This is a genomic window from Streptomyces sp. NBC_00539 (genome assembly GCF_036346105.1).
Lineage (GTDB): Bacteria > Actinomycetota > Actinomycetes > Streptomycetales > Streptomycetaceae > Streptomyces.
The window spans coordinates 6,707,452-6,732,190 of the sequence record NZ_CP107811.1; the positions used below are offsets into that span (position 1 = coordinate 6,707,452).

28 protein-coding genes are annotated in these 24,739 nt (G+C 70.1%); 18 read left to right on the forward strand and 10 right to left on the reverse strand.

The features are described from left to right. The first annotated feature begins 115 nt into the window (after positions 1–115). From OG861_RS30505 to OG861_RS30520, 4 genes are all read left to right on the forward strand, one after another. A complete protein-coding gene (locus OG861_RS30505) occupies positions 116–604 on the forward strand; it encodes a hypothetical protein (RefSeq protein ID WP_329192001.1) in 489 nt (162 codons plus the stop codon). Between the two features lie 78 nt (positions 605–682). Next, complete coding sequence (locus OG861_RS30510) at positions 683–1,237, forward strand: hypothetical protein (RefSeq protein WP_330261919.1); 555 nt, start codon at positions 683–685, stop codon at positions 1,235–1,237. A 98-nt stretch (positions 1,238–1,335) separates the two neighbouring features. Next, complete coding sequence (locus OG861_RS30515; protein WP_329191996.1) at positions 1,336–1,629, forward strand: hypothetical protein; 294 nt, start codon at positions 1,336–1,338, stop codon at positions 1,627–1,629. 122 nt (positions 1,630–1,751) lie between these two features. Then, a complete protein-coding gene (locus OG861_RS30520) occupies positions 1,752–2,078 on the forward strand; it encodes a hypothetical protein (RefSeq protein ID WP_329191994.1) in 327 nt (108 codons plus the stop codon). 95 nt (positions 2,079–2,173) lie between these two features. Here OG861_RS30520 and OG861_RS30525 read toward each other — a convergent pair whose 3' ends face one another. Continuing rightward, positions 2,174–3,649, reverse strand: coding sequence for an MFS transporter (locus tag OG861_RS30525; protein WP_329191992.1), 1,476 nt, complete (start codon positions 3,647–3,649; stop codon positions 2,174–2,176). Between the two features lie 516 nt (positions 3,650–4,165). Here OG861_RS30525 and OG861_RS30530 point away from each other — a divergent pair. After that, a protein-coding gene (locus OG861_RS30530; RefSeq protein WP_443064466.1) for an IS5 family transposase occupies positions 4,166–5,024 on the forward strand; the annotation gives its coding sequence in 2 pieces (ribosomal slippage) (positions 4,166–4,509 and positions 4,508–5,024; 861 coding nt in all). A 15-nt stretch (positions 5,025–5,039) separates the two neighbouring features. On the opposite strand, the gene OG861_RS30535 is transcribed toward OG861_RS30530, so the two are convergent. The 5 genes from OG861_RS30535 to OG861_RS30555 form a co-directional block, all read right to left on the reverse strand. Beyond that, positions 5,040–5,318 carry a hypothetical protein gene (locus OG861_RS30535; protein WP_329191988.1) on the reverse strand — a complete coding sequence of 93 codons (279 nt, stop codon included), beginning with the start codon at positions 5,316–5,318 and terminating at the stop codon, positions 5,040–5,042. Positions 5,319–5,617: 299 nt separating this feature from the next. Further along, positions 5,618–6,280, reverse strand: coding sequence for a lysophospholipid acyltransferase family protein (locus OG861_RS30540; protein WP_329191986.1), 663 nt, complete (start codon positions 6,278–6,280; stop codon positions 5,618–5,620). A 518-nt stretch (positions 6,281–6,798) separates the two neighbouring features. After that, positions 6,799–7,140, reverse strand: coding sequence for a CU044_2847 family protein (locus OG861_RS30545; RefSeq protein WP_329191984.1), 342 nt, complete (start codon positions 7,138–7,140; stop codon positions 6,799–6,801). 157 nt (positions 7,141–7,297) lie between these two features. Then, entirely contained in the window at positions 7,298–9,055 is a 1,758-nt protein-coding gene (locus tag OG861_RS30550) for an immunity 49 family protein (RefSeq protein ID WP_329191982.1), read from the reverse strand. Positions 9,056–9,601: 546 nt separating this feature from the next. Then, positions 9,602–9,943, reverse strand: a complete 342-nt coding sequence (locus tag OG861_RS30555) for a HopJ type III effector protein (RefSeq protein WP_329191980.1) — start codon at positions 9,941–9,943, stop codon at positions 9,602–9,604. 392 nt (positions 9,944–10,335) lie between these two features. Between OG861_RS30555 and OG861_RS30560 the strand changes: the two genes are divergently transcribed. The 8 genes from OG861_RS30560 (at position 10,336) to OG861_RS30595 (ending at position 16,995) form a co-directional block, all read left to right on the forward strand. After that, entirely contained in the window at positions 10,336–11,844 is a 1,509-nt protein-coding gene (locus tag OG861_RS30560; RefSeq protein WP_329191977.1) for a DUF4246 domain-containing protein, read from the forward strand. Positions 11,845–12,499: 655 nt separating this feature from the next. After that, positions 12,500–12,724, forward strand: coding sequence for a hypothetical protein (locus tag OG861_RS30565; protein WP_329191975.1), 225 nt, complete (start codon positions 12,500–12,502; stop codon positions 12,722–12,724). 2 nt (positions 12,725–12,726) lie between these two features. Then, positions 12,727–13,191 carry a hypothetical protein gene (locus OG861_RS30570; protein ID WP_329191973.1) on the forward strand — a complete coding sequence of 155 codons (465 nt, stop codon included), beginning with the start codon at positions 12,727–12,729 and terminating at the stop codon, positions 13,189–13,191. 70 nt (positions 13,192–13,261) lie between these two features. After that, complete coding sequence (locus tag OG861_RS30575; RefSeq protein ID WP_329191972.1) at positions 13,262–13,612, forward strand: ASCH domain-containing protein; 351 nt, start codon at positions 13,262–13,264, stop codon at positions 13,610–13,612. Positions 13,613–14,075: 463 nt separating this feature from the next. Next, positions 14,076–14,576, forward strand: coding sequence for a GNAT family N-acetyltransferase (locus tag OG861_RS30580; protein ID WP_329191971.1), 501 nt, complete (start codon positions 14,076–14,078; stop codon positions 14,574–14,576). Positions 14,577–14,802: 226 nt separating this feature from the next. Next, on the forward strand, positions 14,803–15,528 hold the full coding sequence (locus tag OG861_RS30585; protein ID WP_329191969.1) for a DUF4839 domain-containing protein: 726 nt from the start codon (positions 14,803–14,805) through the stop codon (positions 15,526–15,528). Positions 15,529–15,759: 231 nt separating this feature from the next. Then, a complete protein-coding gene (locus OG861_RS30590; protein WP_329191968.1) occupies positions 15,760–16,353 on the forward strand; it encodes a DinB family protein in 594 nt (197 codons plus the stop codon). A 174-nt stretch (positions 16,354–16,527) separates the two neighbouring features. Continuing rightward, complete coding sequence (locus OG861_RS30595; RefSeq protein ID WP_329191966.1) at positions 16,528–16,995, forward strand: DoxX family protein; 468 nt, start codon at positions 16,528–16,530, stop codon at positions 16,993–16,995. Between the two features lie 92 nt (positions 16,996–17,087). On the opposite strand, the gene OG861_RS30600 is transcribed toward OG861_RS30595, so the two are convergent. Beyond that, positions 17,088–17,552 (reverse strand): hypothetical protein, encoded by a 465-nt coding sequence (locus OG861_RS30600; protein ID WP_329191964.1) that lies wholly within the window; start codon positions 17,550–17,552, stop codon positions 17,088–17,090. Positions 17,553–17,724: 172 nt separating this feature from the next. Then, the gene (locus tag OG861_RS30605) at positions 17,725–18,450 is read right to left on the reverse strand and encodes a helix-turn-helix transcriptional regulator (RefSeq protein WP_329191963.1); all 726 of its coding nucleotides are present in this window, start codon (positions 18,448–18,450) and stop codon (positions 17,725–17,727) included. A 280-nt stretch (positions 18,451–18,730) separates the two neighbouring features. Between OG861_RS30605 and OG861_RS30610 the strand changes: the two genes are divergently transcribed. Both OG861_RS30610 and folE read left to right on the forward strand, forming a co-directional pair. Next, positions 18,731–19,165, forward strand: a complete 435-nt coding sequence (locus OG861_RS30610; RefSeq protein ID WP_329191961.1) for a hypothetical protein — start codon at positions 18,731–18,733, stop codon at positions 19,163–19,165. A 1-nt stretch (position 19,166) separates the two neighbouring features. Beyond that, the gene (gene folE / locus OG861_RS30615) at positions 19,167–19,814 is read left to right on the forward strand and encodes a GTP cyclohydrolase I FolE (RefSeq protein ID WP_329191959.1); all 648 of its coding nucleotides are present in this window, start codon (positions 19,167–19,169) and stop codon (positions 19,812–19,814) included. 30 nt (positions 19,815–19,844) lie between these two features. On the opposite strand, the gene OG861_RS30620 is transcribed toward folE, so the two are convergent. Then, positions 19,845–20,573, reverse strand: coding sequence for an SCO6745 family protein (locus OG861_RS30620; RefSeq protein WP_329191957.1), 729 nt, complete (start codon positions 20,571–20,573; stop codon positions 19,845–19,847). A 78-nt stretch (positions 20,574–20,651) separates the two neighbouring features. On the opposite strand from OG861_RS30620, the gene OG861_RS30625 reads away from it, so the two are divergent. The 3 genes from OG861_RS30625 to OG861_RS30635 all read left to right on the forward strand — a co-directional run bounded on the left by OG861_RS30625 (position 20,652) and on the right by OG861_RS30635 (position 23,688). Continuing rightward, positions 20,652–21,575: a LysR family transcriptional regulator gene (locus tag OG861_RS30625; RefSeq protein WP_329191955.1), complete on the forward strand. Its 924-nt coding sequence runs from the start codon at positions 20,652–20,654 to the stop codon at positions 21,573–21,575. Positions 21,576–21,834: 259 nt separating this feature from the next. After that, positions 21,835–23,226 carry a Mucin-2 gene (locus OG861_RS30630; protein WP_329191953.1) on the forward strand — a complete coding sequence of 464 codons (1,392 nt, stop codon included), beginning with the start codon at positions 21,835–21,837 and terminating at the stop codon, positions 23,224–23,226. 84 nt (positions 23,227–23,310) lie between these two features. Then, on the forward strand, positions 23,311–23,688 hold the full coding sequence (locus tag OG861_RS30635) for a hypothetical protein (RefSeq protein WP_329191951.1): 378 nt from the start codon (positions 23,311–23,313) through the stop codon (positions 23,686–23,688). Between the two features lie 52 nt (positions 23,689–23,740). Here OG861_RS30635 and OG861_RS30640 read toward each other — a convergent pair whose 3' ends face one another. Further along, positions 23,741–24,712, reverse strand: a complete 972-nt coding sequence (locus tag OG861_RS30640) for a helix-turn-helix domain-containing protein (protein ID WP_329191949.1) — start codon at positions 24,710–24,712, stop codon at positions 23,741–23,743. Positions 24,713–24,739: the final 27 nt, after the last annotated feature.

Genomic DNA, 24,739 nt, shown 5'->3' on the forward strand with positions numbered 1-24,739 from the left:
GCAATCCGATGCTGCGGCGGAGAACGGGCGCGGTGCCGAGGGCGGTGCCGGTGCCGAGGCCGAGAACGGTGCCGCGAACAGAAAGAGGCTAAAGAGGCTGAAGGCGGCCGCCGTCGTGGTCGCCGGACTGGGATTCATCGTGGGCGGTTCACTGCTGGCTCCCGACCCCCGACCGTCCGGATGGGTGGCGGAGCCGGCCTCGACGGAGCCGCCCCTCTACTCCGGACCGGGGCCCACGAGCGAGCAGGTCACGGCGGACTTGGACGCCGCGACCGCCACTGCCGGGCTCGGGCCGGCCGCCCCACCACGAGCGTTCGCCCTACCCGGGTGCCTGGTCCCCTGGGAATCCTACGAGGCGGGGAGCGACGCCCGGTTGACCGCGCTCGCCGACGGTCTCACCCACCAGCAGTGGCAGCTCACCGCACGCCGTCAGAGCACCTTCACCAGCTCGGTGTCGTGGACCAAAGGCACGTGGCAGCTCATGGTCGTGCACGACAGGAGGCCCGGGGCGCGCGAACGTCTCACGCTCCTGGCCACGAACGACACACCCGCCTGCGAGGAGGCGTTCCAACAGGCGGAGGCTGCCGGAAACCAAGCCGTCTAGAACCCGGCTCCGCCGGATCGTGCAGCGACCGAGCTGCCTGAACTCCCTGCGTGACAGCGCGCCGAAGGAGAATCCAGAGTGCAACGGCAGACCCGACGCCACGTCGATGGGGCGGTGCGGATCGCAATCGCCGCGTGCGCAGCGACGTCCCTCACCGGCTGCTCCACCATGGGCAGGGATCCCCAGGAGCGCAAGCCCGGTACGGCAGCCGGGGAGGTCACCGTGGTACGCGGGGACCGCATGTACCCCCTCACCATCAGGATCACGGACTGGCAGGTCAGGCCGCATCCACAGGTCCCGGAGCGGGGAAACGCGGTGCACTTCGGGTACCGCAAGACCGCCACGAGCGACTTGCCCGAGGTCAACGTGGAAGTCGGAGTGTGCGCAGTGGACGCAGCGGACATCGTGTTGCTGTGCGACGTCGTAGGCGCGCGACAGGCAGAGCCCCGGATCGAGGACGGCGACTCCTGGATCGGCCCGGCCGACCTGCCCCGCAGCCTGTCCGACACGGCCCGTGTCGTCCTCCTGCCCGACCAACTGCTCCCGGGCCTGCACGCCGGAGACCCCAAGGACGGCGACGGCTACGTGCCCCCCGGCCTCCCGCTGCCGGGCGAGGAACTCCGTACCGCCTGAGTCGAAGAGCAATGAGCGGGAGGACCCTCAGCGAAAGCCTTTCTGCGACGGTCCCGTGGTGGGGATGCCGCCGGGCTTATCGGGGCACACGGCCGGACATGGCACCGAAGACCGAACACTTGATGTCCCTGCGGGCCGTACGGCAGCTGCGCCGGGTCCGGACCGTCTACACCGCCGGGTTCCTGCTGTGGGCGGTTGCCGCAGCCTGGACGGGATGGACCCATCCCTGGAGCCGGCAGATGTGGGCCTGCGTGCTCCTCCTGGCAGTTTTCACCGGTCTGCTCGGCACGGCCTCACTGTGGTTGAGGCGCCTGCAAGCCACCCCGGGGCACAAGCCGGCCCATCACGCCGCGCCCCGGCGTGCCGTCACCCCGCGCCAGGTGAACGCCTGAACCGGTGTGCGGGTCCGCGCCGGGTTTTCCGCGATGCGGCGGGCCCAAAGGGCCGGGGGGCAGATGTGAGTCGGCGATCGCGGCGGCCCCTTCCCGACGCGATGGCCCCCGTCCTGTAAGCAGTGGCATGGGCCAGTGGGGGCCTCGGCCTGCTGCGCGAACTGGAGAGAGCCGCGCGGGTCAAGAGCTACACGCCCGAGCAGTGGCGGACCTTGGGGGTCTCCGTGCACGGCGCCGCGCCCTACACCAGGCTGTGGTGGTCGGTGGAACGGTGGCGGGAAACGGCTGTTTCCGGAGGGCAGCGCTACCAGCGGGACAGGCGTGACCTGGAGCCGCGCAGGACAGCGGATGAGGAGAGCCCGGTCACGGCGAACCTACGGCGGGTCGCGGAACGGTTCCGGGAGCAGTACCGCTCCCGGAACCGTTCCGAAGGGCCGGGCGGCGGCTGACGGCGCCCCCGTGCCGGGCGGCGTCCCCCGTGCCGGGCGGTGCCGGGCGACGGTGAAAGCGCCCGCCGGCCGCTCCGGGGTCGGAGGCCGGAGGTTCAGCCCCGCTGGGCGCGAGCGGAGACAGGGCGGGGAAGGAGCAACATCAGGGCCCACATGGCCGGGAAGCCGCCGATCACGTACGGGAGTGTGGAGCTGAAGGCGTCGACGACGTCGGTGCCGCGGGCGGTCGCGCTCTGGTCGTGGGAGAAGAAGACCACGCCGGTGCAGACGACTCCGAGGGCGATGCCGAGGTGGATGGCGGTGTTGAACAGCCCGGAGGCCGATCCGGCGTCCGCGTCCTCCACAGAGCCCATGGTCAGGTCGGTGAGGGGAGCGCCGATCATGCCCAGACCGAGACCCAGTGCCAGGACGGGCAGGGCCATGGCGGTCATCGACAGGCCGGTGCCGTAAGTGGTGGCCAGCAGGCGGAAGGCGACCAGCGCCAGTGCGGCGATCAGCGCGCCACACTGGGGGACGTGACGCTGCCGACGGGCGATGACGGCCATGGCCAGCCAGGCCCCTGCGATCTCGGCGAGGGAGAGAAGGAGGAAGCCGATCGCCGCCCGCGACGGGCTCATGCCCAGGCCCTGTTGCATGAAGAGTGTCCAGCACATGAAGAACAGGCCGGACAACACGCCGAAGACAAACTGGGCGGCGATCCCTCCGGAGAACGGCCGACCCGAGAAGAGGGCCGGCACCACCAGCGGAGAGCCGCCCTCACGGCTCTCGGCCCGCTGCCGGACGACCAGGCCCACCAGCACGGCTGCACCCGTGGCCATGGCCGTGAACGCCCACCACGGCCAACCGTGGGCACCTCCCGTGCTGAGGGGATAGGCGACCAGCAACAAGCCGAGCGCGGAGAGCGCCGTGCGCAGCGGGTCCGGGTGCCGGCCCCGCCGGTCGCGGGACTCGTCGACGTACCTGCGGCCGAGCAGGAACGTGGCGATGCCGAGCGGGACGTTGATCAGGAAGATGGAGCGCCAGCTCGAGCCGAAGACGTCGGCCTGGGTGAGGACGCCGCCCAGAACGGGCCCCAGGACGCTGCCGACGGAGATGACGGTCCCGTACAAGCCGAACGCCCTGGCGCGTGCGCTGCCGGAAAAAGTGACGTGCAACGACGCCAGGACCTGGGGGATCATCACCGCCGCGCCGGCGCCCTGCACGGCGCGTGACGCGATCAGAGAGGCCGGACCGGTGGCCAGGGCGCACAGGAGGGAGGCCGCGGTGAAGGCCAAGACGCCCAGCAGAAACGTCCGTTTGCGGCCGTAGAGATCACCGAGGCGGCCACCGGTGATCAGCCCGACACCGAGGACGAGCGCGTAGGCGGCATGGATCCACTGGAGGCCGGCTGCCGAGGCACCGATGTCCGCTTGGATGGTGGGCAGGGCAGTGTCGACCACTGACGCGTCCAGCACCGCCATCAGTTCGCCGGCCAGCAACACGGCCAGCTTGATCCGGCTGCCGCGCCGCGAAGGCGGTCCGGCGGAGGCGGCGCCCGAGCGGGGGGAAGCGTTACGGGTGTCACGTGACACGGAGAAGGGGTTCCTGTTCAGCGCAGTAGGGAGAGAACGGGCAGGCCAAGGCCCGTGTACGCCTACTGCGCACAGGAGAATGTCACGGAGCCCAGGCCATCGGGAACACCGTCTTCACAGCGGACAGCACGAACCGCCTGTCTGCACAGGCGGGGGTCCGCGGGCAGAGCCCGGGAAGAACGGCTACTGGGCCTGGGATATACGTCATCACCTCGAAGGACATGCACGCCCACAGGGGGCGGTAAGGATTCCTGCCAGCGTAGGTGACCGCCCCAAGGGAGGGGAAACGCTTTTCGGTCCACCCGCGATGACCCGGTGACCGCCACGAGCTGCCCCGCTCGGCCCGACCGTCCGCTCGGTGGTGTGCGTCGGCTGGCTGGCAACGGCGCAGAACGCCTTCCGGCTCCCGCCCGAACTGACCGCCCCCGAGAACCGGGCGAGCCGGGCCCGCATGAACCCGGCCGGAGTGAGTGGGCTAGCGCGTGTCTCTTTGGACGGTAAGTCAGTTGATCGGATATGTCTGTCCGATTAGTGATCACTGATGCGATGTGGGACCGGATCGAGCCGCTGATGCCGGCCGATCCAGTCCGTGGCCGGCGGTGGGCCGACCACCGCCGAACACTCGAGGCCATCGCGTGGAAGTACCGCACCAACTCGCCCTGGCGGGATCTCCCCGGCGAGCTCGGCCCGTTCCAGACAGCCCACAAACGGCTGATCAGGTGGGCCGTCGACGGCACTTGGGAGATGATCCTCGTCGCCGTCCTGGCGGCGGCGGACGCCGACGACGACATCGACTGGACGGTGTCGGTGGACTCCACGGTCGTCCGCGCCCACCAGCACGCCGCCGGGGCACGTAAAGGGGGCGGCTCGCTCCGGTGAGCCCGCCGATCACGCTCTCGGACGCTCCCGTGGCGGGCTGAGCACGAAGGTCCACCTGGCCGCGGACGGTGGGGCACGGCCTCTGGCTTTCACCATCACCGCAGGTCAGGCTGGTGACGCACCCGCCTTCAAGACCGTGATGTCCCGCATCCGCGTGCCCCGCACCGGCCCTGGAAGGCCACGAACCCGGCCTCTCGCTGTGCTGGCCGACCGGGCGTACTCCTCCCGCGCCATCCGCAGTCACCTCCGGCGCCGGGGAATCCGGGCGGTGATCCCGCAACCTTCCGACCAGATCGGCCACCGCCTGCGGCGGGGCCGACAAGGCGGCCGCCCACCGGGCTTCGACCGTGAGGTCTACAAGCAGCGGAACACCGTCGAGCGGTGCATCAACCGGCTCAAGCAGTGGCGCGGCCTGGCCACACGAACCGACAAACTCGCCATCGCCTACCAGGCCGCACTCCACCTCGCCGGCATCCTCATCTGGACCCGACGCTGACCAAAGAGACAGAACCTAGCGGACCTGGATGCCCGCTCCGTACGGCTTGCCACCGCTGTAGCAGATGGCGGTGCTGGTGGCGCCGACCCGACGCCACGTGGGGTCGTACACGGTGTAGTCCTGCGCCCAGGGCCGGTCGCACCTGGTGTACACGCGGAACTCGCCGGTACCGCTGACGCACGTACCGGCAGCGGTCGTGGAGGATTTGTACCAGGTGCGGCAGTCGTACGCGTCAGCTGCCGCGGGGCCCGCCCCGGCAACCAGCAGGCCGGCGCCCAGGGCCAGCGAGGTCAATAAGGATCCGACGCGCTTCATCCGTGGCTCCTGACCGCAGGTTTCACTCTGGGCCACGAGTCGCTCGCGGCTGCGACAAGGCCCCGGGTCCTTCACTATCCGCGTACCGCCCGTGCGTGACAACCCCGCGCGAGCGATGCGGTGTTGCGCTCCCCGGCGCGTGCGCGGGCGGTCCGAGCGCCGCCGAGACCGCCGGGCCGGCAGGCGGGCCGGAACCGCGGTGTTGGCGGGGGAGAGGGTGCGGCGGGCTCGGGCAAGGCACCGTAGGCGGACTCCGGGCGGAACCTCGCCGAGCGGGGTCATGCGGCGAGTGCGGCGGGTTCGGCGAGCTGCGAGGCCGCCGTCCGCCACGCGTCGGTCACGGCGGTGCGGGCCAGCGCCGTACGCACGGTGCGGTCGCCGGTCAGAGCGATCGGGGCGCCGACGTGGACGTGCAGCCCGGGTCGGCGCAGCGGCGCTGTCGCCAGGCCCGCAATCTGTTTGACCGTGCTGCCTGAGGTGACGCGGCGGGCGCCGGCCTGGCCGACGGGCACGACAGGGGCGCCAGTGCGCTCGGCGAGGCGGACCAGGCCGGTGCGGAAGTCGCCCGGGGCCGCTTCCGCGGCGTCCTTGCGACGGGGCAGGCCGCCCTCCGCGTAGATGAGGAGGTGCCTGCCCTGCTCCAGGGCCCGGGCGGCCAGGTCGAGCGAGGCCGAGGCCCGTCGCTCACCGCGGTGTATGGGGACGTGGCCCTCGCGGTCGAGGGACCGGCCGAGGAGGGGAACGTGCCAGAGGCCGGCGGTGGCCATGATGACCGGTTCGACGCCGAGGCGGTGCAGGGCGGCGATCACGATGGCGGGGTCGGCGAGCGAGGTGTGGTTGGCGGCGATGATGCTGCCCGGCGCCAGATCGGCGCCCGGGTCGGTGGTCACCGACAGACGGCCGAAGACGGGCACCAGGACGTGGGCGATGCGGCTGAGCATGATGCGGTCTCCAGGTCTCGACGATGTCGGTCTTCATCGTGCGAGGTGGAGCATCGGCACCGCCTGAGTCACCGTACTCATCTTCCCCCTAACCGATGCTCACTCCTGGGCCGCCCGCACCACGGGTTCGCGTTCTCACCGACCCTGCCGGCGCCGGCGCCGACGCCGGCTCCGCCAGAGGCAACCGCAACGGAGGCGTGTGGGGGAGCGGTGCCCGCGGGGTCCGGCGCCCTCACCGCTGACACCGCCAGCGGCTGCTGGAGCACGGTCTCGACCTCGGCGGGCGATTGTGCATGCCGATGACCAGGCCGGTCACCTCGTCGGCTACCGGCGCGCCGCTGAAGCCGGTGGCCAGGTCGTGCGCCGGTCATGAGGACGTCTTCGGCGACCAGGAAGCCGGCACCGGCCGCTTGGCCGTCCGCCCCGAGGACCTGGGCCACGGCCCGGATCAGTCCTGCGGTGGGGACTCCTGGTCGCTGCCCTCGCCGTGCGGGAGCGGGACGGAGGCGCCCACGCGATCAATCCTCTTGTCGGACCGACGGGGGGCGGCTCTGCTTCTCCCAGGCCATGGACACGCGCAGGTGGCCACTGGCGCTGCTCTTCGTGATCACCGCCCCGGCCGCGAACGAGAGGTCGACGCCGAACTCCACGGTGATCCCGTCAGGGCTTGCCTTGCGCAGTTGGTCGAGCATGGCGCTCGCCGCGTCCGTCACCGAGCCCAGCGCCGCTTCCAGGCTGGCGGGGAGCTCGTGGATCGCGTCGCCGAAGCGACCCGCCTTCACCGGCCCTTCCAAGCTCGCCGGAGCCTCGACCAGCAGGGAGCCGCCGTCCGCCAGGGAAATCCGAGCCAGATGGGTCACAGCTCCTCCTCGTCCGCCTCCCCTCGATGTGATCGTCGTCGCAGCAGACCGTCGCCGCACCCTGGGTGAGCCGCACGCATGACGACGACCGGCACGCCCCCGGGTATCCGGCCGCCGTAAGTGTCATCGCGAGCGCTGCAGACAACCGCTTGGTTTCCTAGAAGGGTTCGGCCGCCTGCAGGAGATCTTGCGGCAGGTAGGGGGAGTCCACGCGGATGGCCCAGCCGCGGCGGCGGGCGTGGCAGGCCAGGGCGAGGACGTCCAGGTTGACGGAAGCGTCCGGGTCGTCGGCGCGGTCGGCGACCTGGTAGTAGGCGCGGTGGGCTTCGAGGGCGTCGGCCAGGGCGAGGTTGAAGCTTTCCTCGTCGCCCTCCACGAGCTGTGACAGCAGCACGGCCGGCGGCATCGCGAAGCCCCAGTCCTTCGCCTTCTCTGCCTCCTGTAGTGCCCGCTGCGCGGCCTCTTCGGGCTCGGCGCCCTTCAGGTAGGCGTGGAGGGCCTCGCGGTACGCGGCGAAGGCGGAGCCGTCCGGGCGGACGAAGGTGGGACCGGTGAGGACCAGCGGGGCGAGGTCCTCGCGTACGCCGGCGATCAGGGCGAAGGCGACGGCCGTCTGCCAGTTCCCGGCCCCGATCGCTTCGCCGCGCTCGGCCGGGTAGCGCAGTGTGCGCCCGGCAACGGTCACCTCGACCTCGGTGCCCGGCTCCGCCAGCGCGATGCGGAACAGCGCCGCCCCCATCTGAGAGGCCAGCCGAAGAGTTGCGAACTGGGCATCCGTCACCTCGCCGGGGTTCCCCGCCCGCCACTTGAACAGGCGTGCCTGATCGCCCAGGGTGCTGCCCAGACGCCAGACAGCAAGGGGCTTTCCGTCGACGGCGGTAAATGCCTTCCGGAGATGTTCCTCGTACATGGCCTCGACCTGCGGGATCCCATCCCGCTCGCAGGCCGGCCGTTCCACCACCAGCGGGCCCGCGGCAAGCGCGGCGACTGCGTCCGGCCGCCGATCCAGGCCGAACCCTCCCACCCGGGGCCCCCGGGCCTCGAAGCCGGTGATCAGCGCGTGCGGGAGGTAACCGGTGTGGACGGCCGGCGCCCATCCCAGGGTCCGGTACGCGAGCGCGGTGAGGGCGAGGGGGACGAGCGGGAGCAGAGTACTCGGCGAGGCCGCGGGCCCCTGCAGGGCGGCGTGCCGGGCCAGAAGATCGGCGAGTGCGGCATCGAAAGCCTGCCGGTCCTCGAGGACCAGGGCGCGCAACGCGTGGAGGGCCGCGCTGTCCGGCCGGTCCAGGAGCGGCTCGCCGGTTTCCTCAGCGCGGGAACGGATGCGGTCCAGGGCGGCGTCGACGGCGGCGAGCTTGGCCCGCGTGCTCGGCGGGTACTCCTCGTCGTCGCCGGTGTCGTCCAGGACCACGGCCATCAGTGCGGTGGCGAGCTCGCCGGAGGGCGTGCCCTCGGCGTGTGCGGCGAACTTGTCCCGGGCGAAGTGGAAGGCCTCGCCGTGCCACTGCACCTTGTCGCGCAGCAGTACCAGACACAGCGCGTCGGTCCACTCTCCCGGCGTGACGCTCTCCGCGGGGGCATCCTCACCCGGGTCATAGCTCATGCCGAAGTTCACGTAATCCAGGAAGACCTGGAAGCTGCAGTGTGGGTGGTAGGCGGCGTAGGCGACGGCGCCGGCCGCGGCCTCGCAGGCGTCCTTGAGGGCGGCCTTGGCCTCCGGGGTGTTGAGGTCGGGCGTCTCGACGGAGAGGGCGCCCAAGTAGTCGAGGAACTCCTCGGCGATGGACTGCCATTCACAGGTGGTCATCCGGCCCGCCCGCGACATGGACCGCACTTGGCCGCCGATCCGGTTCGTGAAGTCCTCCCGGGCAGCCGACACCGCGGCCTGGCCGACGTGATGACGCTCTATCTGCACAGCCTTGCTCCCTGATCAAATGTTGTGAACAGCCTAGATGTCGGGTCTGACAGGCAGTCGGGGGGCCTGGGCGCGCCTCCCGGCCCAATGTCCTCGGCCGGATGGCGGGTGGTTGCGGGTCTTCGGCAGCCCCGCGCGGGGAGCGGCGCACGGGGTGCCGGGGCTGGCTCGGGCCAAGCGGTTCCCCGACGATATCGCTCCAAGGGCACTGAACGGCGATCAGGGCCTGTCCTCGTTCCCGCCCCTGTGGTCCGCCGAGGCGCGCCAGGACATCTCTGCGGTCAGCCGGCGCGCCGTTCCCATGGCGGAGGTGCTCGGTCTCGCCCGGGACTCATGCCACCAGTTCGACGGGGTTGATCCGGGCTTGCTCGGTGCCGTGTGAACCGGTCGCCCGGTCCGGACGGCGGGAGCGGATCAGAGCGGCGGCGATCCCGGCAGAGGCCCTCATACAGAGGCCCTCACACAGAGCCGGGGCCACGCTGCGGCAAGCAGCGGTGAGGACGGGGTGGAGGACGTGCCCCTACATGACCGCCCGGACCTCGCTGCTCAGCTCTTGCGGGCCAACGGTTGTCCGGCGAAGCTCACCCCTGCCAGGCCGTGGGCCATGAGGTTGCGGATGTTGCCGTGATCGGTGCCGTTCGGCGTCGCCAGCACACTGCGGTAGTGCTCACCGAACGCCAGCAGCGCCTCTTGGTCGCTCAGCCCTTCCAGCAGGGCCAGTCCCAGCGTCTTGCAGGAACCCTCGTTCTCGCCCGCGGCATTTTCCAGTTCCCCGTTGCGGAACGCTTGCGGCTGGTACTCGTAGTGCGCGGCGATGAAGGCCAAGGTATCGGCGAACTCGTGCTCGCCTGACGAGAGGCTTGCACGCAGCGAGTCGAGATCAGTCATGTCGCTTTCCTCGGGTTGAACGGACGATCCGGTTGCCGTCCGTGACCGGACGACACTACCCGCCGGGAGGCCGGCCGGTAGAAGTCGTGTCAGATATCGGAACGGGCCGGTACCTCCGCGATCAAAGCCAACGGTGTGTGACCGCGCGACCCTCCCCGCCGTGGGCCGGTTCGGTCCGGGCGATCGCTCCCTGAGGTCAGTGCCGCCCGGCAGGCGGCTGCCGGCCGCGCACTACGGCAACGGGACCACACCGATCGGTGAGGACGAGAACAACAGGCTGCGGCGCACCATCGTGGCCTACGAGGCGACCGCGGCCGGGGTCCGCGGCGGTGGTGTCAGTGGGCCGGGCTATTCTTCCCGGCACCGCAAACCGACCGTGAGGACCACCCGAAGTGACCGGCCTGTCCGCCTTCCCGCTGCCCTTCCAAAGCTCCAGCTCCCCGGCGTTCGCGACGCCCCGGACGCTGCGGGAACTGCAGATGATGCAGTGCAGCGCGCAGCTGCGCGCGAAGCCCGCGTGGTTCGACAAGATGAACGACGCCGAAATCGCCGCCAGGTGGACGCGGGAGGCGGTGGCGCAGGGCCTGACCGAAGCGCAAGTGCGGTACGTGCTCGCCGAGTTGGGGTACTACGCCGCGCTCCGGGACGGGCGGACCGGCATCGAGGTGTCCGCGGTGGACGGGGTCTGGCAGTCGGACTCCCTCGTCGACGAGCAGCTCAGGACCCGGCTGCGCGAGGCGGTCCGGGTCCTGGAAGAGGTCCCCGAAGCGGAGCGGGACTGGCATCCCGGATCCGCCGGCAAGGTGCTGGACCTCGTGCATCCCTCACTGTTCTGCCTGGTGAGGGACGTGAGCGGAGGCCCCGAGCGAGCCTGGCAGAACCCGACGAAGCACTATGCGAAGTACGAGTTCTCGGAGAGGTTCCAGTGGCTGCCCACCGACGTCGACGTCAGTGACGACGGCGCCGTCACCTTCCGCTCGTACGTCAACAACGTCCACCCCGAGACGCATCACGCACTGGCCACCGTCCTTCCCGACGTGTTCGCGCGCCTGCGCCCGCTGTTCGAGAACGTGCTCACCGATCTGCGGCACCCCCGGCCCCCGCGGATCGAGGCCGATCCCTACGGCTGGTACGACTCGGAGCCGGAGTATCCGGTCCATTCGTCCTTCAGTGACAAGGCGGCCTACACGGACGCCCGCGCCGCATGGGAAGAGGCCTATGAGGCCTGGTTCGAGGACCGCCGCCCGATCGTCCCGGACGCCCCGGACTTCACCCCGCCCGCACTGCCCGACGCGTCCGCCCGGGTCGACCTCCGCGGCCGCCGGCTCCAGGTCATCGTCAAGCTGGCCACCGTCCACCTCACCCCGGACGAGCCCGAGTACCCCGGCGGTTCCTGGCACGTCGAGGGCATGCTGAACGAGCGGATCGTCTCGACCGGCATCTACTACTGGGACAGCGAGAACATCACCGAGAGCCGGCTGGGGTTCCGGGCCGCACTCGACGACCCGCACTACGAACAGAACGACGACACCGGGGTGCGCGAGGTCTACGGCCTGGAGGACGAAGCCGCGCTGAACCAGGTGCTGGGCTCGGTAGCGACCCCGGCGGGCCGCTGCCTGGCGTTCCCCAACGTCCTGCAGCACCGCGTGGACGGGTTCCGCCTCGCGGACCCCGCCCGCCCGGGGCACCGGAAGATCCTCGCGTTCTTCCTGGTCGACCCGGCGGAACAGATCGTCTCGACCTCCGACGTGCCGCCGCAGCAACCCTGGTCCGACACCTCGACCATGACGCTCGAACAGGCCAAGGCGTACCGCGAAGAACTCATGCAGGAAAGGAAGTTCTTCGTCGACGAACACAACGAGCAGCTCTACGAACGGGAATTCTCCCTCTGCGAGCACTGAACCGCCGGTACGGGGCCCTGATCGGGGGCCCCGTACCGGGCACCGCCGCGAAAGCCGGAACCAAACGTCGGCCCGGCGCCTCAGAGGCTGGTGGCCGCGTGGACCCGGTTGAGGAGGATCAGGATGTCGTACGCCGGGCTCATCGCGGGGGTGTGCAGCGGGTCCTTCTCGAAGGACGAGCCGGCACACCGGATCGGGGCGTCCCCGACCAGTCCAGCACGCAGTCCGCACGTCCCTCACGCGTATTGCGTACTCGTCGGTGCTGAGCGCCATCAACGGGTGGGCCAAGCCCAGCGGGAGCTGGAAGGCCACGTCACCGGCGATGTTGGTCTGAGACCTGTGCATAGGCCGGCTGACCGGCGGCGGCCGCCACTGTCCAAGGGGGGGGGCGACCAGACAGCCGTACAGCACGCACTGCGGCTGACCAGCGACGGTCCGCAACGCACCTTGACGGAGCCGCTTGGGAGCGGCCATGGGGTGTGGCGACCGGGTCGGCTTGGCGCGCAGGGGTCGGCCCCGCTCCGCAAGTTGTCGCGCACCGGACACGCTGTTGATCGTGGTGAGATCGCCGTACATAGGGTGGGAGGGGCGTGGATCCGCACAAGGTGTCCAACGCCGTCGGCGGTGCCGCCGCCTGACGGAAGGAGGGCTCTGAATGCCCGCGACACTGCCCGTGCCGGTCGAAATGCGCCTGCCGGAGGACTGGCTTCCGGCCAAGTCGAACGCTGATGTCGCAGACGAAGTGGCCTTCGCCGCTGGCGAATCAGTGGAGAGACTGCGGCACATCGCCGATTCGGTGGAGGTGATCGACCGCCGAGAGGCTGGCCCGGCGAACACACCGGCCCTGACCCAGCACGTGTCTCTCAGGGCGGGGGTGTGACCATGAGCCGCTTCACGGACAGGTGGACCGGCACCACATATCCGCGCCCCGGTGTCGCAGCACGGTCGGCCCAGGAGGTCCGGGCCGCACTCCTCTCCGTCAGCGACCGTGACGGCAGGTTCGTCGTGCGTGAGGGAAGCCCGAAGGAAGGCGCCGACGTGGTAGCAGAGTTCGAGTACCCGGCGCTGGACGTCACCCTCAGAATCCGGATGCGTCTGAGACCTGCGACGCACGAGGTCCGCGTCCTCGAAGAGTGTTGGGAGCCGACGGCTGACGCAGCCCGTAGGCAGTACGGCCGTGGACCGGCCGACAAGGTGTACCGGCAGTGGGAGATCAAGTCAGGGGTGGATGGCCGCCGCCACAAGACCGAGACGTTCCGCTTCAGTACGCAGGACATGAGGAACCCCCTGCAACGAGCGGTCCTTGACGCGGGATGGATCTGGCGCGGCGTGCTCTTCAAGCTATGACCGGGGCCCGGGGGGCGCCGATCGGGTTATGTGACACGGAGGGTTTGCGCGCTCCGCTAGGGTGCGCCGCATGGGCGACAGCACTTCATGGCAGCAGCACTCAACGGCGACGCAGACCTTGTACTTCCATCGTGACTATCTCGATGCGGTACGCGCCGAACGGAAGACGACCACGATACGTTTCCGTGACCCGGTGGAGACGGGCTCGGTGAGCCTGGTGTTCGAGTTGGACGACGAGGTGGCACTATCGGGTGTCGTCACGCAGGTCACTGCTATGACAGTTGCCGAGCTGAGCGAGTCGGACGCCCGGGCGGACGGTTTCCGTGATCTCGCCGAGCTGCACGACAAACTGCGGTTTCACTACCCTCAGATCCAGCCGACCGACACCATCGCCATCGTGCACTTCCAATTGGTGAAATGAGTGAGTGACCCCGGGCATCGACTGGAGTGCCTCCCCGCATGATCACGGCGCTTCGGGACGCGGGCGCCCCCAGCGCTGCTGACGCCGCTGCGCATGCGGGGCACGTTCAGCCGCGCTGGGCCGGCCAGACCTTAAGGGTGGCGGGCATTGCTGTCGCGCCAACTCGTCGAGGCGGCCCGAACGCATCGAAGTCGAAGGTGCGTTGGTGGGAGACCGTGGCACGATGTACGGCATGACGACGAGTGGGCAACGTGCACTGGTACTGCTGCGGTAATCCCCTCGAAGCCCGTGCGCTCCTCGATACCGCGATGCAGGCCATGCGGCCTCGAACGGCTCGCGAACTCCGACAGGCCGTCGGCCGGTTCGACGCCGTCCGGAACCAACCGTCACCGTCGTACGATCTGGGCGAAGGCTGAAGAAGGGCTCGTGTGGAACGCCGTCCCCGGCGTGTGATGCTGGTGTCATGACTGATCACCGTGGGGTTGTCATCGTCCGCTGGCCGGACCAGGCCCCTGCGATCGAGGACGACCTGGCCGCGCTGCTGGCGGCCTACCACGTGCGGACGCAGGCCGAGAAGGGCGAATCCGTGGCCGATGTGGACGGGCTGCCGGACCGCTACGGGGCGGAGATCTCTGACCCGCGGTCTGCATTTGCCGGTGATGTCGTGCTGGTGGCCCTCTTGGGGGAATCCGCTGCGGGCTGCCTGGTGGTGACCGCCCCCTCCAATGGTCGGTCGGAGATCAAGAGGCTCTGGACGAACCCTGAGTTCCGTGGTCGGGGCATCGCATCCGCCCTGCTCGGCGCCGCCCTTGCGCATGCCGTGGGAAACGGCGTGGACACCGTGCGGCTCTCGGTGTGGGAGTGGCGGACCGGAGCCATCGCCCTGTACGAACGGTTCGGCTTCACCGTTACCGGGTCATGGGACGAGAGGGCTCAGCTGGTGTGCATGCAGCGGGCTGCCTGAGTGGTCACATCCATTCGTTGATGGCCGCGACGACGACGGCCGACGCGCGGACCGGGATTCTTGCGGGAGGCGTAGGCCTTGTCGGTGACGCGTACCCGCCTCGGCCGGGTACGCGGCCTGCACGGCCCCAGACGGGAACCCGGATGCGGCCCAGGGCTCCTCGCGGGGTCCCCTATGCTCGCGAGACGGTCGGTAGGAACAGCTCATTTGGGGGGCGCGGAGCCGCATGGCTGACGAGATCAAGTACGAGTACAAGACCGTGCAGACAGTTCGCGGCACCGACAACTTGGTGATCTCGAAGATGCAGAAGGAGGACTGGGAGCTCGTGGAGCAGGCCCAGGGCAGGCTGCGCTCCACCCTCACCTTCCGTCGGCCGAAGAAGCCGCAGCCGTGGCTCCTGATCGGCGCGGTGGCCGCCGTCCTGGTGATCCTCGCCATCGTCATCGGCGTTGGCACTGCACTGAGTGACGGAGGCGGGAAGAAGGACGGGGCCGGCAAGCCGACGACCGCTGCGAGCGCGAAGCCTTCGTCTGCGACGACTCCGACTGCGGCCGAGTCGGCTGCCAGCGAGGTGATCACGCCTCAGAACGACCCGGAGTTCGCGGCGCTGCTGAAGGCGGACTCATGCGACGAGGCGAACTCGGGCTTCGCGACCAGACACAAGGGCCAGACGGTCGCGTTCGACGGCTCGATCGTCAATATGGCGCGCCACGGTGACTACGACACGCGCTACGACTTCCTCCTGGGCCCGGGCGACAAGGGGCCGAAGACGGAACTCGGGCCGGCCTTCAAGTACGAGGACGTCAACATCGGCGACCTGAAACTGACCGGCAAGGCGATCCCCGCCACCGTGGGCGCAGGCGATAAGTTCCGCTTCGTAGCCGAGGTGCGCGAATTCAACGCGGACCAGTGCCTCTTCTTCCTCGACCCCGTGTCGACAGAAACCCGGTAGTCAGGATGGGCAGCCGAGTCATCGCGGACCAGAGGGGCCGCCACATGCTGATCATCCCGGCTTTCGTGGGTCACTCGGCCTCCCGTAGACCTGCGCCGTGGGCGGCCTGCGGGCAGCGGGATCCCCGGACGGTCGGTTCGCGAGGCAGACGGACCCGTCGCCGGCTGATGCATCCTTGCCGGCCGGCTAACTCACGCGACCGCCGTCGGCAGTGATGCGAGACTCGCTCCCATGAAGCCCAATGATCCTAAAGACGACCTGCACCGCTACCTCAAAGCAGCTCGCGAAGCCGTCATGTGGAAGCTGGACGGATTGTCCGAATACGACATCCGCCGCCCCCTGACGCCGACTGGAACCAACCTCCTCGGCCTCGTCAAACACCTCGCCAGCGTCGAGCTCGGGTACTTCGGCCCGACCTTCGGCCGCCCCCACAACGAGGACCTCCCCTGGCACGAGGAGGGCGCCGAGCCGAACTCGGACATGTGGGCGCCCGCCGAGGAGTCGCGCGAGGATGTTCTCGGCCTCTACCGCCGCGCCTGGGCGCACGCGGACGCGACGATCGAGGCGCTACCGCTCGACGCGATGGGCCGCGTCGCGTGGTGGGGCGACAGCGGAGACGTGACGCTTCAGCGGATCATGCTGCACATGACGGCCGAGACGAACCGGCACGCCGGCCACGCCGACATCGTCCGAGAGCTGATCGACGGCAAGGTCGGTATGCGGGAGGACAACAGCAACATGGATGGCGGCGACGAGGCGTGGTACCAGGAGCACTGGAACCGACTGGAGGCGTCCGCCAAGGAGGCTCAGGCCAAGCAGCGCTGAGGTCGTTCGGGGAGGGGTGTGAGGCTGGGTTCCTCGGGTGCTGTCGAGACGGCCAGGGCGGTGACTTGTGCACGCGCCGTCGCTGCAGTCGCCCGCTGAAGGGCTAGCCTCGGCTCACCGGCCGGTCCGGCTCCGCCGCCCGCACGGGACCTGGCAGCCGAAGGAGTCTTTCCCATGACCACACGTCTCGACAGAAGCCGGCCCTATGCCGTCGCCCTGTTCCGCATCGTCACGGGGCTGTTGTTCGCCTCGCACGGTGCCGCTGCCCTCTTCGGTGTCCTCGGTGGCGCGCACGGTGGCGGCACGGTCGCGTTCGGGGTCTGGCCCGACTGGTATGCCGCAGTCATCGAGTTGGCCGCGGGGGGCTTGGTCCTGCTCGGTCTGGGCACCCGGGCGGCGGCTCTCCTTGCCTCCGGCTCGATGGCGTACGCCTACTTCACCGTCCACCAGCCTCACGCCCTGTGGCCGTTGCAGAACCACGGAGAGGCTTCCGTGATGTTCTGCTGGGCGTTTCTGCTTCTGGTGTTCACCGGACCGGGCGCTCTCGCACTGGACCGGCTGCCCGCCCTGCTTGCCGCGCGGCGCCTGCGCAGCCGTGGAGCCGTCCCCGCCGAGGCCGCTTCTTCCGGGTCACCCCACTGATCCAGGGGAGGTCGCGCCGGGTGGGGCGCGCCGCTGGAGGAACTGTCGTCAGAGTGATGCGTCAGCCCCTTGAGCGCGACCAAACACGCTCCCTAGCCGTAGGGGTTGAGTGCCCAGAAGCGGACGATGTCGCTGCGACGGTCGAACCACAGTTTGGTGGTGTAGCGGCTGCCGTCGCGGTCGAGCTCGTGCGACCGGATCCACTGGGGGTGGTCCGGCCCCTCGCCTTTGAGCGGCTTCTCGAACCACGAGTTGAAGTCATCGGCCGGCCCCTCGGAGACGAAGGCGTGGGCCGTCGTCAGCTCGGCAAGTTTTCCCGGTGCCAGCCGGGCGAGGCCCGAGAGCACCAGTTCCGGCGACGGTACGCCCCGATCGTTGTCCCGGCTGCTTACCCACTTGGCGTCGGTGAGCCGGCCCAGCAGCGGGAATGCCTGCTCCAGCGGCGTGGTGTCGGTGTGCCAGTCCCCCTCGGCCCCGTTCGCCACCTGACGCAGGGTCCACCAGGCGGGTAGGACCGCCAGCCCCGCCCCGATCCCGATCAGCTTCCGTCGCTCCAACGAGATCCCCCTCAGGCCTGACTTCGGAGGCACCTTATCCGGCTCGAGCACCCCACTTGGAGCACGTAGCGATCACAATCACCTACGCGCCCCAGGGGGCCGCAGTCACGCCCCCACAGGAGTGGGGCGAGGGCGACCGGCACTGCCCAGGGCAGAGCCGGCTCCGGCGGCGTCATTCGGATGAAGAAGGGGTGAGCTCGACACAGCACTCGCCGGGGCGGGGGGCGAGGACCGCCTGGACGGCGGTGGCCCGCAGCCCTTGCAGGTAGCCGCTCAGGTAGGCGTGGTTCATACCGCAGACCAGCTCCGGAGCCTTGGCGGCGAGCGGGTGGAAGGGGCAGTTGCGCAGCCTCAGCCGGGTGGGGCCCTCGCGTGCGGGCTCGAAGCCCTGCTGCTCCAGCATCCGTTCGCAGAAGGTCAGACCGCGCTCGGCACCGAGCCGGCCGGGGCGCGACAGCGCACGCTCCGCCTCGCCCAGCTCCCGTCCGCGTTCCCCGGCCGTGCGCATCGCGGCCTCGGCGGCGCTCTCCGAGTCCCCCTCGGTCAGGACGGCCTGCAGCAGCAGATCGGCCAGCAGCTCGTGGCGGCGGTCGGGGATGCTGACGCGGATCGGGGTGTCCGTGGGCTCGTAGACCTTCGGCTGTCGTCCGACCTTCCGGATGCCGCCCGGGCTCTCGTAGCGGGCGCGCAGCAATCCGGCGTCGACGAGCTTGTCGAGGTGGAAGGCGGCGAGCTTGCGCGATATGCCCACACTGGCGGCGGCCTCGTCGCGCGTGACAGGGCGGCGGGCGCGGCGGATGAACTCGAACATCCGCCGGCGCAACTCCTCGCCGAGGACGCTGAGCGAGGCGATGGCGGTGTCGTCTGCAGACGCCGGCTGAGTCATGTCGGAAGCCACACCCCCACGATAACGCCCACTTGTCTGGGCGCATCCCCTTCGCTTGCCTCGTCTTCCCCGCCACTTGACTCGCCTGCCGAATAACACCAAAATTTATTGGTGAAACAGGAAGGCTCGCCGCCCTGGCCCCACCGTTGCAGCACGCGGCGAAGCAGCAGGTCTGCGCGGTGCCTGTCGGCCCGTACGGGCGCGCGTTCCGTCCGGTGCCGTCACGGACCGGAACTGATCGTCAGGCCGTATGCGTACGTACGGCCTCCCCCAACACGTCTCTGGAGTTCTCATGGACATCGCCGCACTCCTCATGTGGGTGGTCACCGCGCTGGGTGGCTTCTCCATGCTCGGCGTCTGGATCAAGCGCGGCGGCCCGCAGGGTGGCAGCAGTAGCCGCCTGCCCGTCCCGGTGGTCTTCGGCCACTTCGGGCTGGCGGCGGCCGGCCTGGTGGTGTGGATCGTCTACGTGATCACCGACAAGGACGCGCTGGCGTGGACCGCGTTCGGCCTGCTCGTGCCCGTCGCGCTGCTCGGTTTCACCATGCTGGCCCGCTGGATCCCCGTCTACCAGGCCCGCGCCACCACGCCGGCAGCCGACCCGCAGGGGCGAGGTGCACCCGCCGAGCGCTACTTTCCGGTTCCCGTGGTCGCCGGACACGGCCTGTCGGCCGTGACCACTGTCGTCCTCGTCCTGCTCACCGCGCTCGGTATCGGAGGCAGCTGAGATGACCCAGCCCTCCACCCTCCCCGTGCAGGCGGGCGACGAAGACGCGCCGATACCCCACCCGCCCACCGTGCGGGTGGCCCGCCAGGCGGCGGGTGCGGACCTGGCCGCGGCGGAAGTCGCCGCCGCGGACTTCCTGCGGGCACTCGGCATCAGCACCGCCTCCGAGAGCCTGAAAGGCACCCCCGGCCGGATGGCCCGCGCGTACGCCGAGCTGTTCACCCCCCGCCCCTTCGATCTGACCACCTTCCCCAACGACGAGGGCTACGACGAACTGGTCCTGGCCCGCAGCATCCCCCTGCGGTCGGTGTGCGAGCACCACTTGCTTCCGTTCGTCGGCACCGCCCACATCGGCTACCTCCCCGGCCACCGCATCCTCGGCCTGTCGAAACTCGCCCGCGTCCTGGAACACTTCGCCTGCCGCCCCCAGGTCCAAGAACGCCTCACCAAGCAGGTCGCCGACTGGCTCCAGACGCAACTGGACCCCAAAGGCGTCGGCGTCGTCATCCAGGCGGAACACACCTGCATGACCCTGCGCGGCGTCCAGGCCACCGGCACCACCACCATGACCTCCACCCTCCTCGGCCTCCTGCGCACCGACGCCCGCTCCAGGGCCGAGTTCCTGACCCTGACCGGACTGCGGGGCTGAACCCACCGGGTGGCACCGGCCTGCCACTGGTCAGCGGGCGGTCAGTGCTGCGACGAGCCGGACGAACTCGGTGCGCTGCCGGCCGGTCAGAGAGGCGTACAACGGCATCTGCATCTCGTCGGTGAGCCGCTCTGCCCGTTGCCACTGGAGGATCAGGGCGGTGTCGACGGGCTGCGGGTCCTGCCAGCCGTAGTGGGCTGCTTCCTCGACACCCAGGTTGATGACCATGGCCGCTTGGGCGCTGAGCCCGCACGCGCGTACGGCGGCCAGGTGGCAGGCGCCCCGATGTTCCCGCAGCACGTGGATGCGCTGCATGGCCGCGCCGACCGGGTCGCCGCCGGGGCAGGGCTGTGCGCGCCAGCCGGCGAACAGCGGCAGCGCGTCGGGGTCGGCGGTACCGATCAGCCGTTGTGCCAGGTGGTTGAAGTGCTCCACGTCGACATCGGCAGGGATGTGCGCCCGCCCCCACGCGCGGACAGCCTGCGCGTAGCAGGCTGCGGCTTCTTCCGCCGGCATGACGAGCCGCCCCTCCATCCAGCCCGTGGTCACGAGTCGCGGGCCGAGGAAGCCCTGTGCCGCCTGGACCACGCCGGCCGGTGCCTCACCGAGTACTCCGAAGCGTCCTCGGCAGTAGAAGCCGCGGCCTGCGGCGAAACCGGCACGCAGACCGATCTCGGCGGTCGCCGCGTCGGACATGAACTCGTCGCCGAAGTCGTGGATGGGGCGGGCGACGGCGGCTATGCACTGGGAGATCTCCATGGACTGATGGTCGCCACCTTTATTCAGTAGATCAAGAAGCGGTTTCCTGGTCTGACCCTTTAGGTAATCTATTGATTCATGCTCGATGTCCGCCGCTTGCACATGCTCAAGACCGTCGCCGCCCGCGGCTCCATCACCGCCGCCGCCCGCTCCTTGGCGCTGACCGCCGGTGCCGTGTCCCAGCAGCTGGCCGCCTTGAGGAACGACGTGGGAGTCGACCTGCTGCGCCCCGACGGGCGAACGGTCGCGCTGACGGAGGCCGGCCGAGTCCTCCTCGAACACGCCGACCGGATCCTCTCCGCCGTGGAGGAGGCGGAAAGCGCCATCGCCGCGGTCAGGGGCACGGTCGGCGCCACCGCCACGCTCGCCGCGCTGCCCTCCACCGTCGCCCGGATCGTGGCCCCCGCCCTCGCCTCGCTCGGTACGTGCCATCCGCAGCTCACCGTGACCTGCTTCCTCACCGACCAGGCACAATTGCGGGAACTGGTGCTCGGCACCGTTGATGTGGTGTTGGGGCAGCGCTATCACCACCTGCCCGACGCGACCCCCAAGGGGATCGACGTCTCCCCCCTGCTCGACGATCCACTGCTCGTCGTCACCGCAGCCGACCAAGGGGACGCCCGGCCCGTCATCCTGCGGGAACTGGCCGCGCACGATCTCGCGCTACCACCGCCGACCACGGATTGCGGACAAGCCATCCTGCAAGGGTGCCGACAGGCCGGCTTCACGCCCACACCCCGCTACGTCACCGCCGACATCGCCGCCCAGATCACCCTCGCACGGGCGGGCCTCGCCACCGTGCTCGTCCCCCGTACGGCCATCGACCCGGCCACACCCGGAATCCGTACGACCCCCCTCGCGGACCACCCGATCCAACGCGTCCTGTTCGCCGCCACCCGTCACACCGAGAACGCGAACCCGACCACCACCGCCGTCGTCACAGCGCTGCGCGCAGCCTCCCGGGACGGGCAACCGGCCTCCCCGCCGCCACGCGAGGAGTGACGTGTCGCCCCGAGGCCGCGAGCGGGACCACACGGGTAGGGTGCGCGGCGGCCAGGTCGAGGAGTTCGTCGGCCGCGCCCGCGCCAGTGCCGCGCTGCGCGTGGGCCTCGCCCGGCGGGGCGCTGTGCACGGACGGCCGGCAGTTCGTGGGAGGTGACGGTCTCCCGTTCAGCTGGTGCGGTTCGGCGGTCCGTGGCGGGGATACGGGAGATCATGGTCGCGGACCGGTCGAGGAAGACACGGGGTTAGGGGAAACACGGTGGGGTTCCACGCGTCCGCGCTGGACGGAGTCGCTCGCAATCCGGTGCTGCCGACCCCGCTGCTGCTGCGCCTGCTCACCTTCGACGGGGACGGTGGCCGTCCGCCCCGTGAGGCCCTCCGGCGGGCCGGACTCCCCGAGCCGGCCGTCAAGGTGATCCTGGCCCACCCGAACCCGGGCGCCCGGATCGACTTCGCCATGAGCGTCAGGGCGGAGCCTGCCCAGCGGGCCCGGCTCGTTGACGATCCTTCTCCCGAGGTGCGGGCTGCCCTTGCGTACGGACCCGAGTGGGACGACCCGCGCACGAAGGTCGCGCCGCTCCCGGACGCCGTGTGCGCCCGCCTGCTCGACGACCCCGCCCCTCCTGTCCGGACGGCACTGCTGAACTCCCCCCATTTGGCGCCGTCGTTCGTGGCCTCGATGGCTACTCACCACAGTTCGGCAGCGCGCCGGGAAGCCGTGCGTGCGTGGGAGATCCTGCCGCCGGGCGAGCGGTCGGCCCTGCTCGCCGACCCCGACTCCGAGGTGCGGCGGGCCGCCGCGCTGGGGGAGTGCCGTCGGGACGCACTCCTCACCGCCGAACTCCTGCGCGATCCGAAGTCCGCCGCCGAAGCGCTGCGCCGAGGTCTCCTGCTGCGCCCCGACGCCGAGCGGTGCGTCACCGGGCGGACGCACCTGGCAGCCCTCGCCGAGAACCCGTCGCTGCCCGCCGACCTCGTGGAGCGGCTCGCCGTCGACGCCGACGAGGCCGTACGGCTCGTGGTCTCCCTCAGACCCGAGCTGGATGAGATGCGGCGCATGGCGATCGACTTCACGGTCGGGGACTTCGACAGGGGCGACGGCGTGCAGTGGGTACGGGACGGGCTCGATGACCCCGAAGTGCTGGGTCGGGCCGCGGCCTCCGCCCACCCGCTGCTCCGGCGCGCCGCCGCCCGCAGCCCCCACCTGGCACTCGACCTGCTGCGCCTCCTCGCACGCGTGGAGGACCCGGTGGTGGAGAACCTCTTGGGCATTCATCATCCCGACACCCCGGAGGAGGTGCTCATGCGTGTGTACGCGAGGCTCGGCGGGACGTTCTCCGCCTGGATGGCGGAGACGCACCCCCGCTTTCCCCGTGAGGGCCTCGCCGCCCGCTACGCGGACCACCCGGACGGGAACTACCGTCGGCTGGCCGTCCGGGACCCGGCCGCCACACCCGCGCTGATCGAACGGCTCAGCCATGACCCCGCGGTCTGGACGCGCCAGGCGGCGGCCGGCGACCCGCGCCTCCCGCTCCACCGGCTCCGCGAGGCGCTCCAAATCCCCGAACTGGCCTCCAGCGCGGGCGCCAACCCGGCGCTCCCCGAGGACGAGATGACCGCCGTCCTGGACCGGGCCGGTGTTCCTGCCTGACCGCCGAGGAGCAGCCGCGGCGCTTTCCGTCCCGATCTCCCTCCGCCGCTGGGCTGCAGGGCAGCGGTGAGCGAGTATGAGCGCATGCTGCTGCCCCACACCCATGCGAAGGCCGAGCTGATCGAGGTCGTCCGTATCACCGACCCCGCCAGGCACCTGACTTCAAAGGATCTCTCCGGTGACACCGTCGAGATCTGGGAGGGCCTGGAAGCCCAGCGGGCTTTGGAGCTGATCGCGGATCTCCCGAGGGGCGAGTGGCATCGGTGCTTCCTCCCGGGCTGGGGAGTCAGGGCACACAGCTCCACTGATCAACTTTTCGAGATCGCTTTCTGTTTCCGCTGTCGGGGTACCCGCGTCTGGGGGCCGGACCTCTCTCGTGAAGAGCAGGGACAAGCCTTCGATGCCGAGAGTCCGGCCGGTCTTGAACTCCTGCGTCGCTTCCGAGAATGCCTGCCGCACTGACCGGTGATCTCTCGCGTGGCGGGGAAGGCCACGGCCCCATGGCCGGGTGCTGTCACCTGCTGTTGTCGCGTTCGGGTCCGGGGTGGGTGGGGGAGCGGAAAGTGCGGCGGTAGGTGTCCGGGGGGACGCCGATGGTCCGGTGGAAATGCCGGCGCAGGGTGGTGGAGGTGCCCATGCCGGTGGCAGTGGCGATGGTGTCGATCGTGTCGTCGGTGGTTTCGAGGAGTTCCTGGGCGTGGCGGATGCGTTGGGTGTGGAGCCACTGGAGCGGGGTGGTGCCGGTGAGTGATTTGAAGTGGCGGCCCAGGTGGCGCGAGCTCATCCGTGCCTGCCGGGCCAGGTCTTCCACGGTGAGCGGCTCGTCCAGACGTTGGAGGACCCAGGGGAAGAGCTCGGCGAGGGGATGGTTGCCGGGGCCGGGAAGCGGGGTGGAGATGAACTGGGCCTGCCCGCCGTCGCGGTGTGGTGGAACGACCAACCGACGGGCGATCTTGTTGGCGTTCGCCGAGCCGTGGTCGAGGCGGACGAGGTGCAGGCACAGGTCCATGGCGGCGGCCTTGCCGGCGGAGGTGAGCACGTCGCCGTTGTCGACGTAGAGGACGTCCGGGTCCACCGTGACGTCGGGATGGCGTCGGGCGAGTTCCCCGGTGTGCGCCCAGTGCGTGGTGGCGCGTTTGCCGTTCAGCAGGCCGGCGGCGGCCAGGACGAACGCCCCTGTGCACAGCGATACGACGCGTGCGCCCGCCGCGTGGGCCGCGCGCACCGCGTCGACGAGTTCCACGGGCGGGTCCACATCCGTGTCGGCCCAGCCGGGAACGATCACGGTGTCGACGTGCGGAAGGTGGTCGAGTCCGTGGTCCATTTCCAAGCGGTAGCGGTCGATCCGCACGGCGCCCGGTCCGCAGAGGGAGAAGTCGTACCAGGGGTCCACGATGTGGGTCAGGTCCGACCCGAACACCTCGATGGCCAGGGACAGTTCGAAATGCAGCATGCCGTCGGTGACGGCCAGTGCGACGGTATGCATGTCCGAAAGTGTATGACGCATGTCGTT

Coding starts and splice junctions, on each gene's coding strand:
- OG861_RS30555 (WP_329191980.1), bottom strand. CDS start 9,943: ATGACTGATCTCGACTCGCTGCGTGCAAGCCTCTCGTCAGGCGAGCAC.
- OG861_RS30580 (WP_329191971.1), top strand. CDS start 14,076: ATGACTGATCACCGTGGGGTTGTCATCGTCCGCTGGCCGGACCAGGCC.
- OG861_RS30625 (WP_329191955.1), top strand. CDS start 20,652: ATGCTCGATGTCCGCCGCTTGCACATGCTCAAGACCGTCGCCGCCCGC.
- OG861_RS30595 (WP_329191966.1), top strand. CDS start 16,528: ATGACCACACGTCTCGACAGAAGCCGGCCCTATGCCGTCGCCCTGTTC.
- OG861_RS30515 (WP_329191996.1), top strand. CDS start 1,336: ATGGCACCGAAGACCGAACACTTGATGTCCCTGCGGGCCGTACGGCAG.
- OG861_RS30590 (WP_329191968.1), top strand. CDS start 15,760: ATGAAGCCCAATGATCCTAAAGACGACCTGCACCGCTACCTCAAAGCA.
- OG861_RS30640 (WP_329191949.1), bottom strand. CDS start 24,712: ATGCATACCGTCGCACTGGCCGTCACCGACGGCATGCTGCATTTCGAA.
- OG861_RS30575 (WP_329191972.1), top strand. CDS start 13,262: ATGGGCGACAGCACTTCATGGCAGCAGCACTCAACGGCGACGCAGACC.
- OG861_RS30540 (WP_329191986.1), bottom strand. CDS start 6,280: ATGCTCAGCCGCATCGCCCACGTCCTGGTGCCCGTCTTCGGCCGTCTG.
- OG861_RS30620 (WP_329191957.1), bottom strand. CDS start 20,573: ATGGAGATCTCCCAGTGCATAGCCGCCGTCGCCCGCCCCATCCACGAC.
- OG861_RS30570 (WP_329191973.1), top strand. CDS start 12,727: ATGAGCCGCTTCACGGACAGGTGGACCGGCACCACATATCCGCGCCCC.
- OG861_RS30635 (WP_329191951.1), top strand. CDS start 23,311: ATGCTGCTGCCCCACACCCATGCGAAGGCCGAGCTGATCGAGGTCGTC.
- OG861_RS30565 (WP_329191975.1), top strand. CDS start 12,500: ATGCCCGCGACACTGCCCGTGCCGGTCGAAATGCGCCTGCCGGAGGAC.
- OG861_RS30610 (WP_329191961.1), top strand. CDS start 18,731: ATGGACATCGCCGCACTCCTCATGTGGGTGGTCACCGCGCTGGGTGGC.
- folE (WP_329191959.1), top strand. CDS start 19,167: ATGACCCAGCCCTCCACCCTCCCCGTGCAGGCGGGCGACGAAGACGCG.
- OG861_RS30585 (WP_329191969.1), top strand. CDS start 14,803: ATGGCTGACGAGATCAAGTACGAGTACAAGACCGTGCAGACAGTTCGC.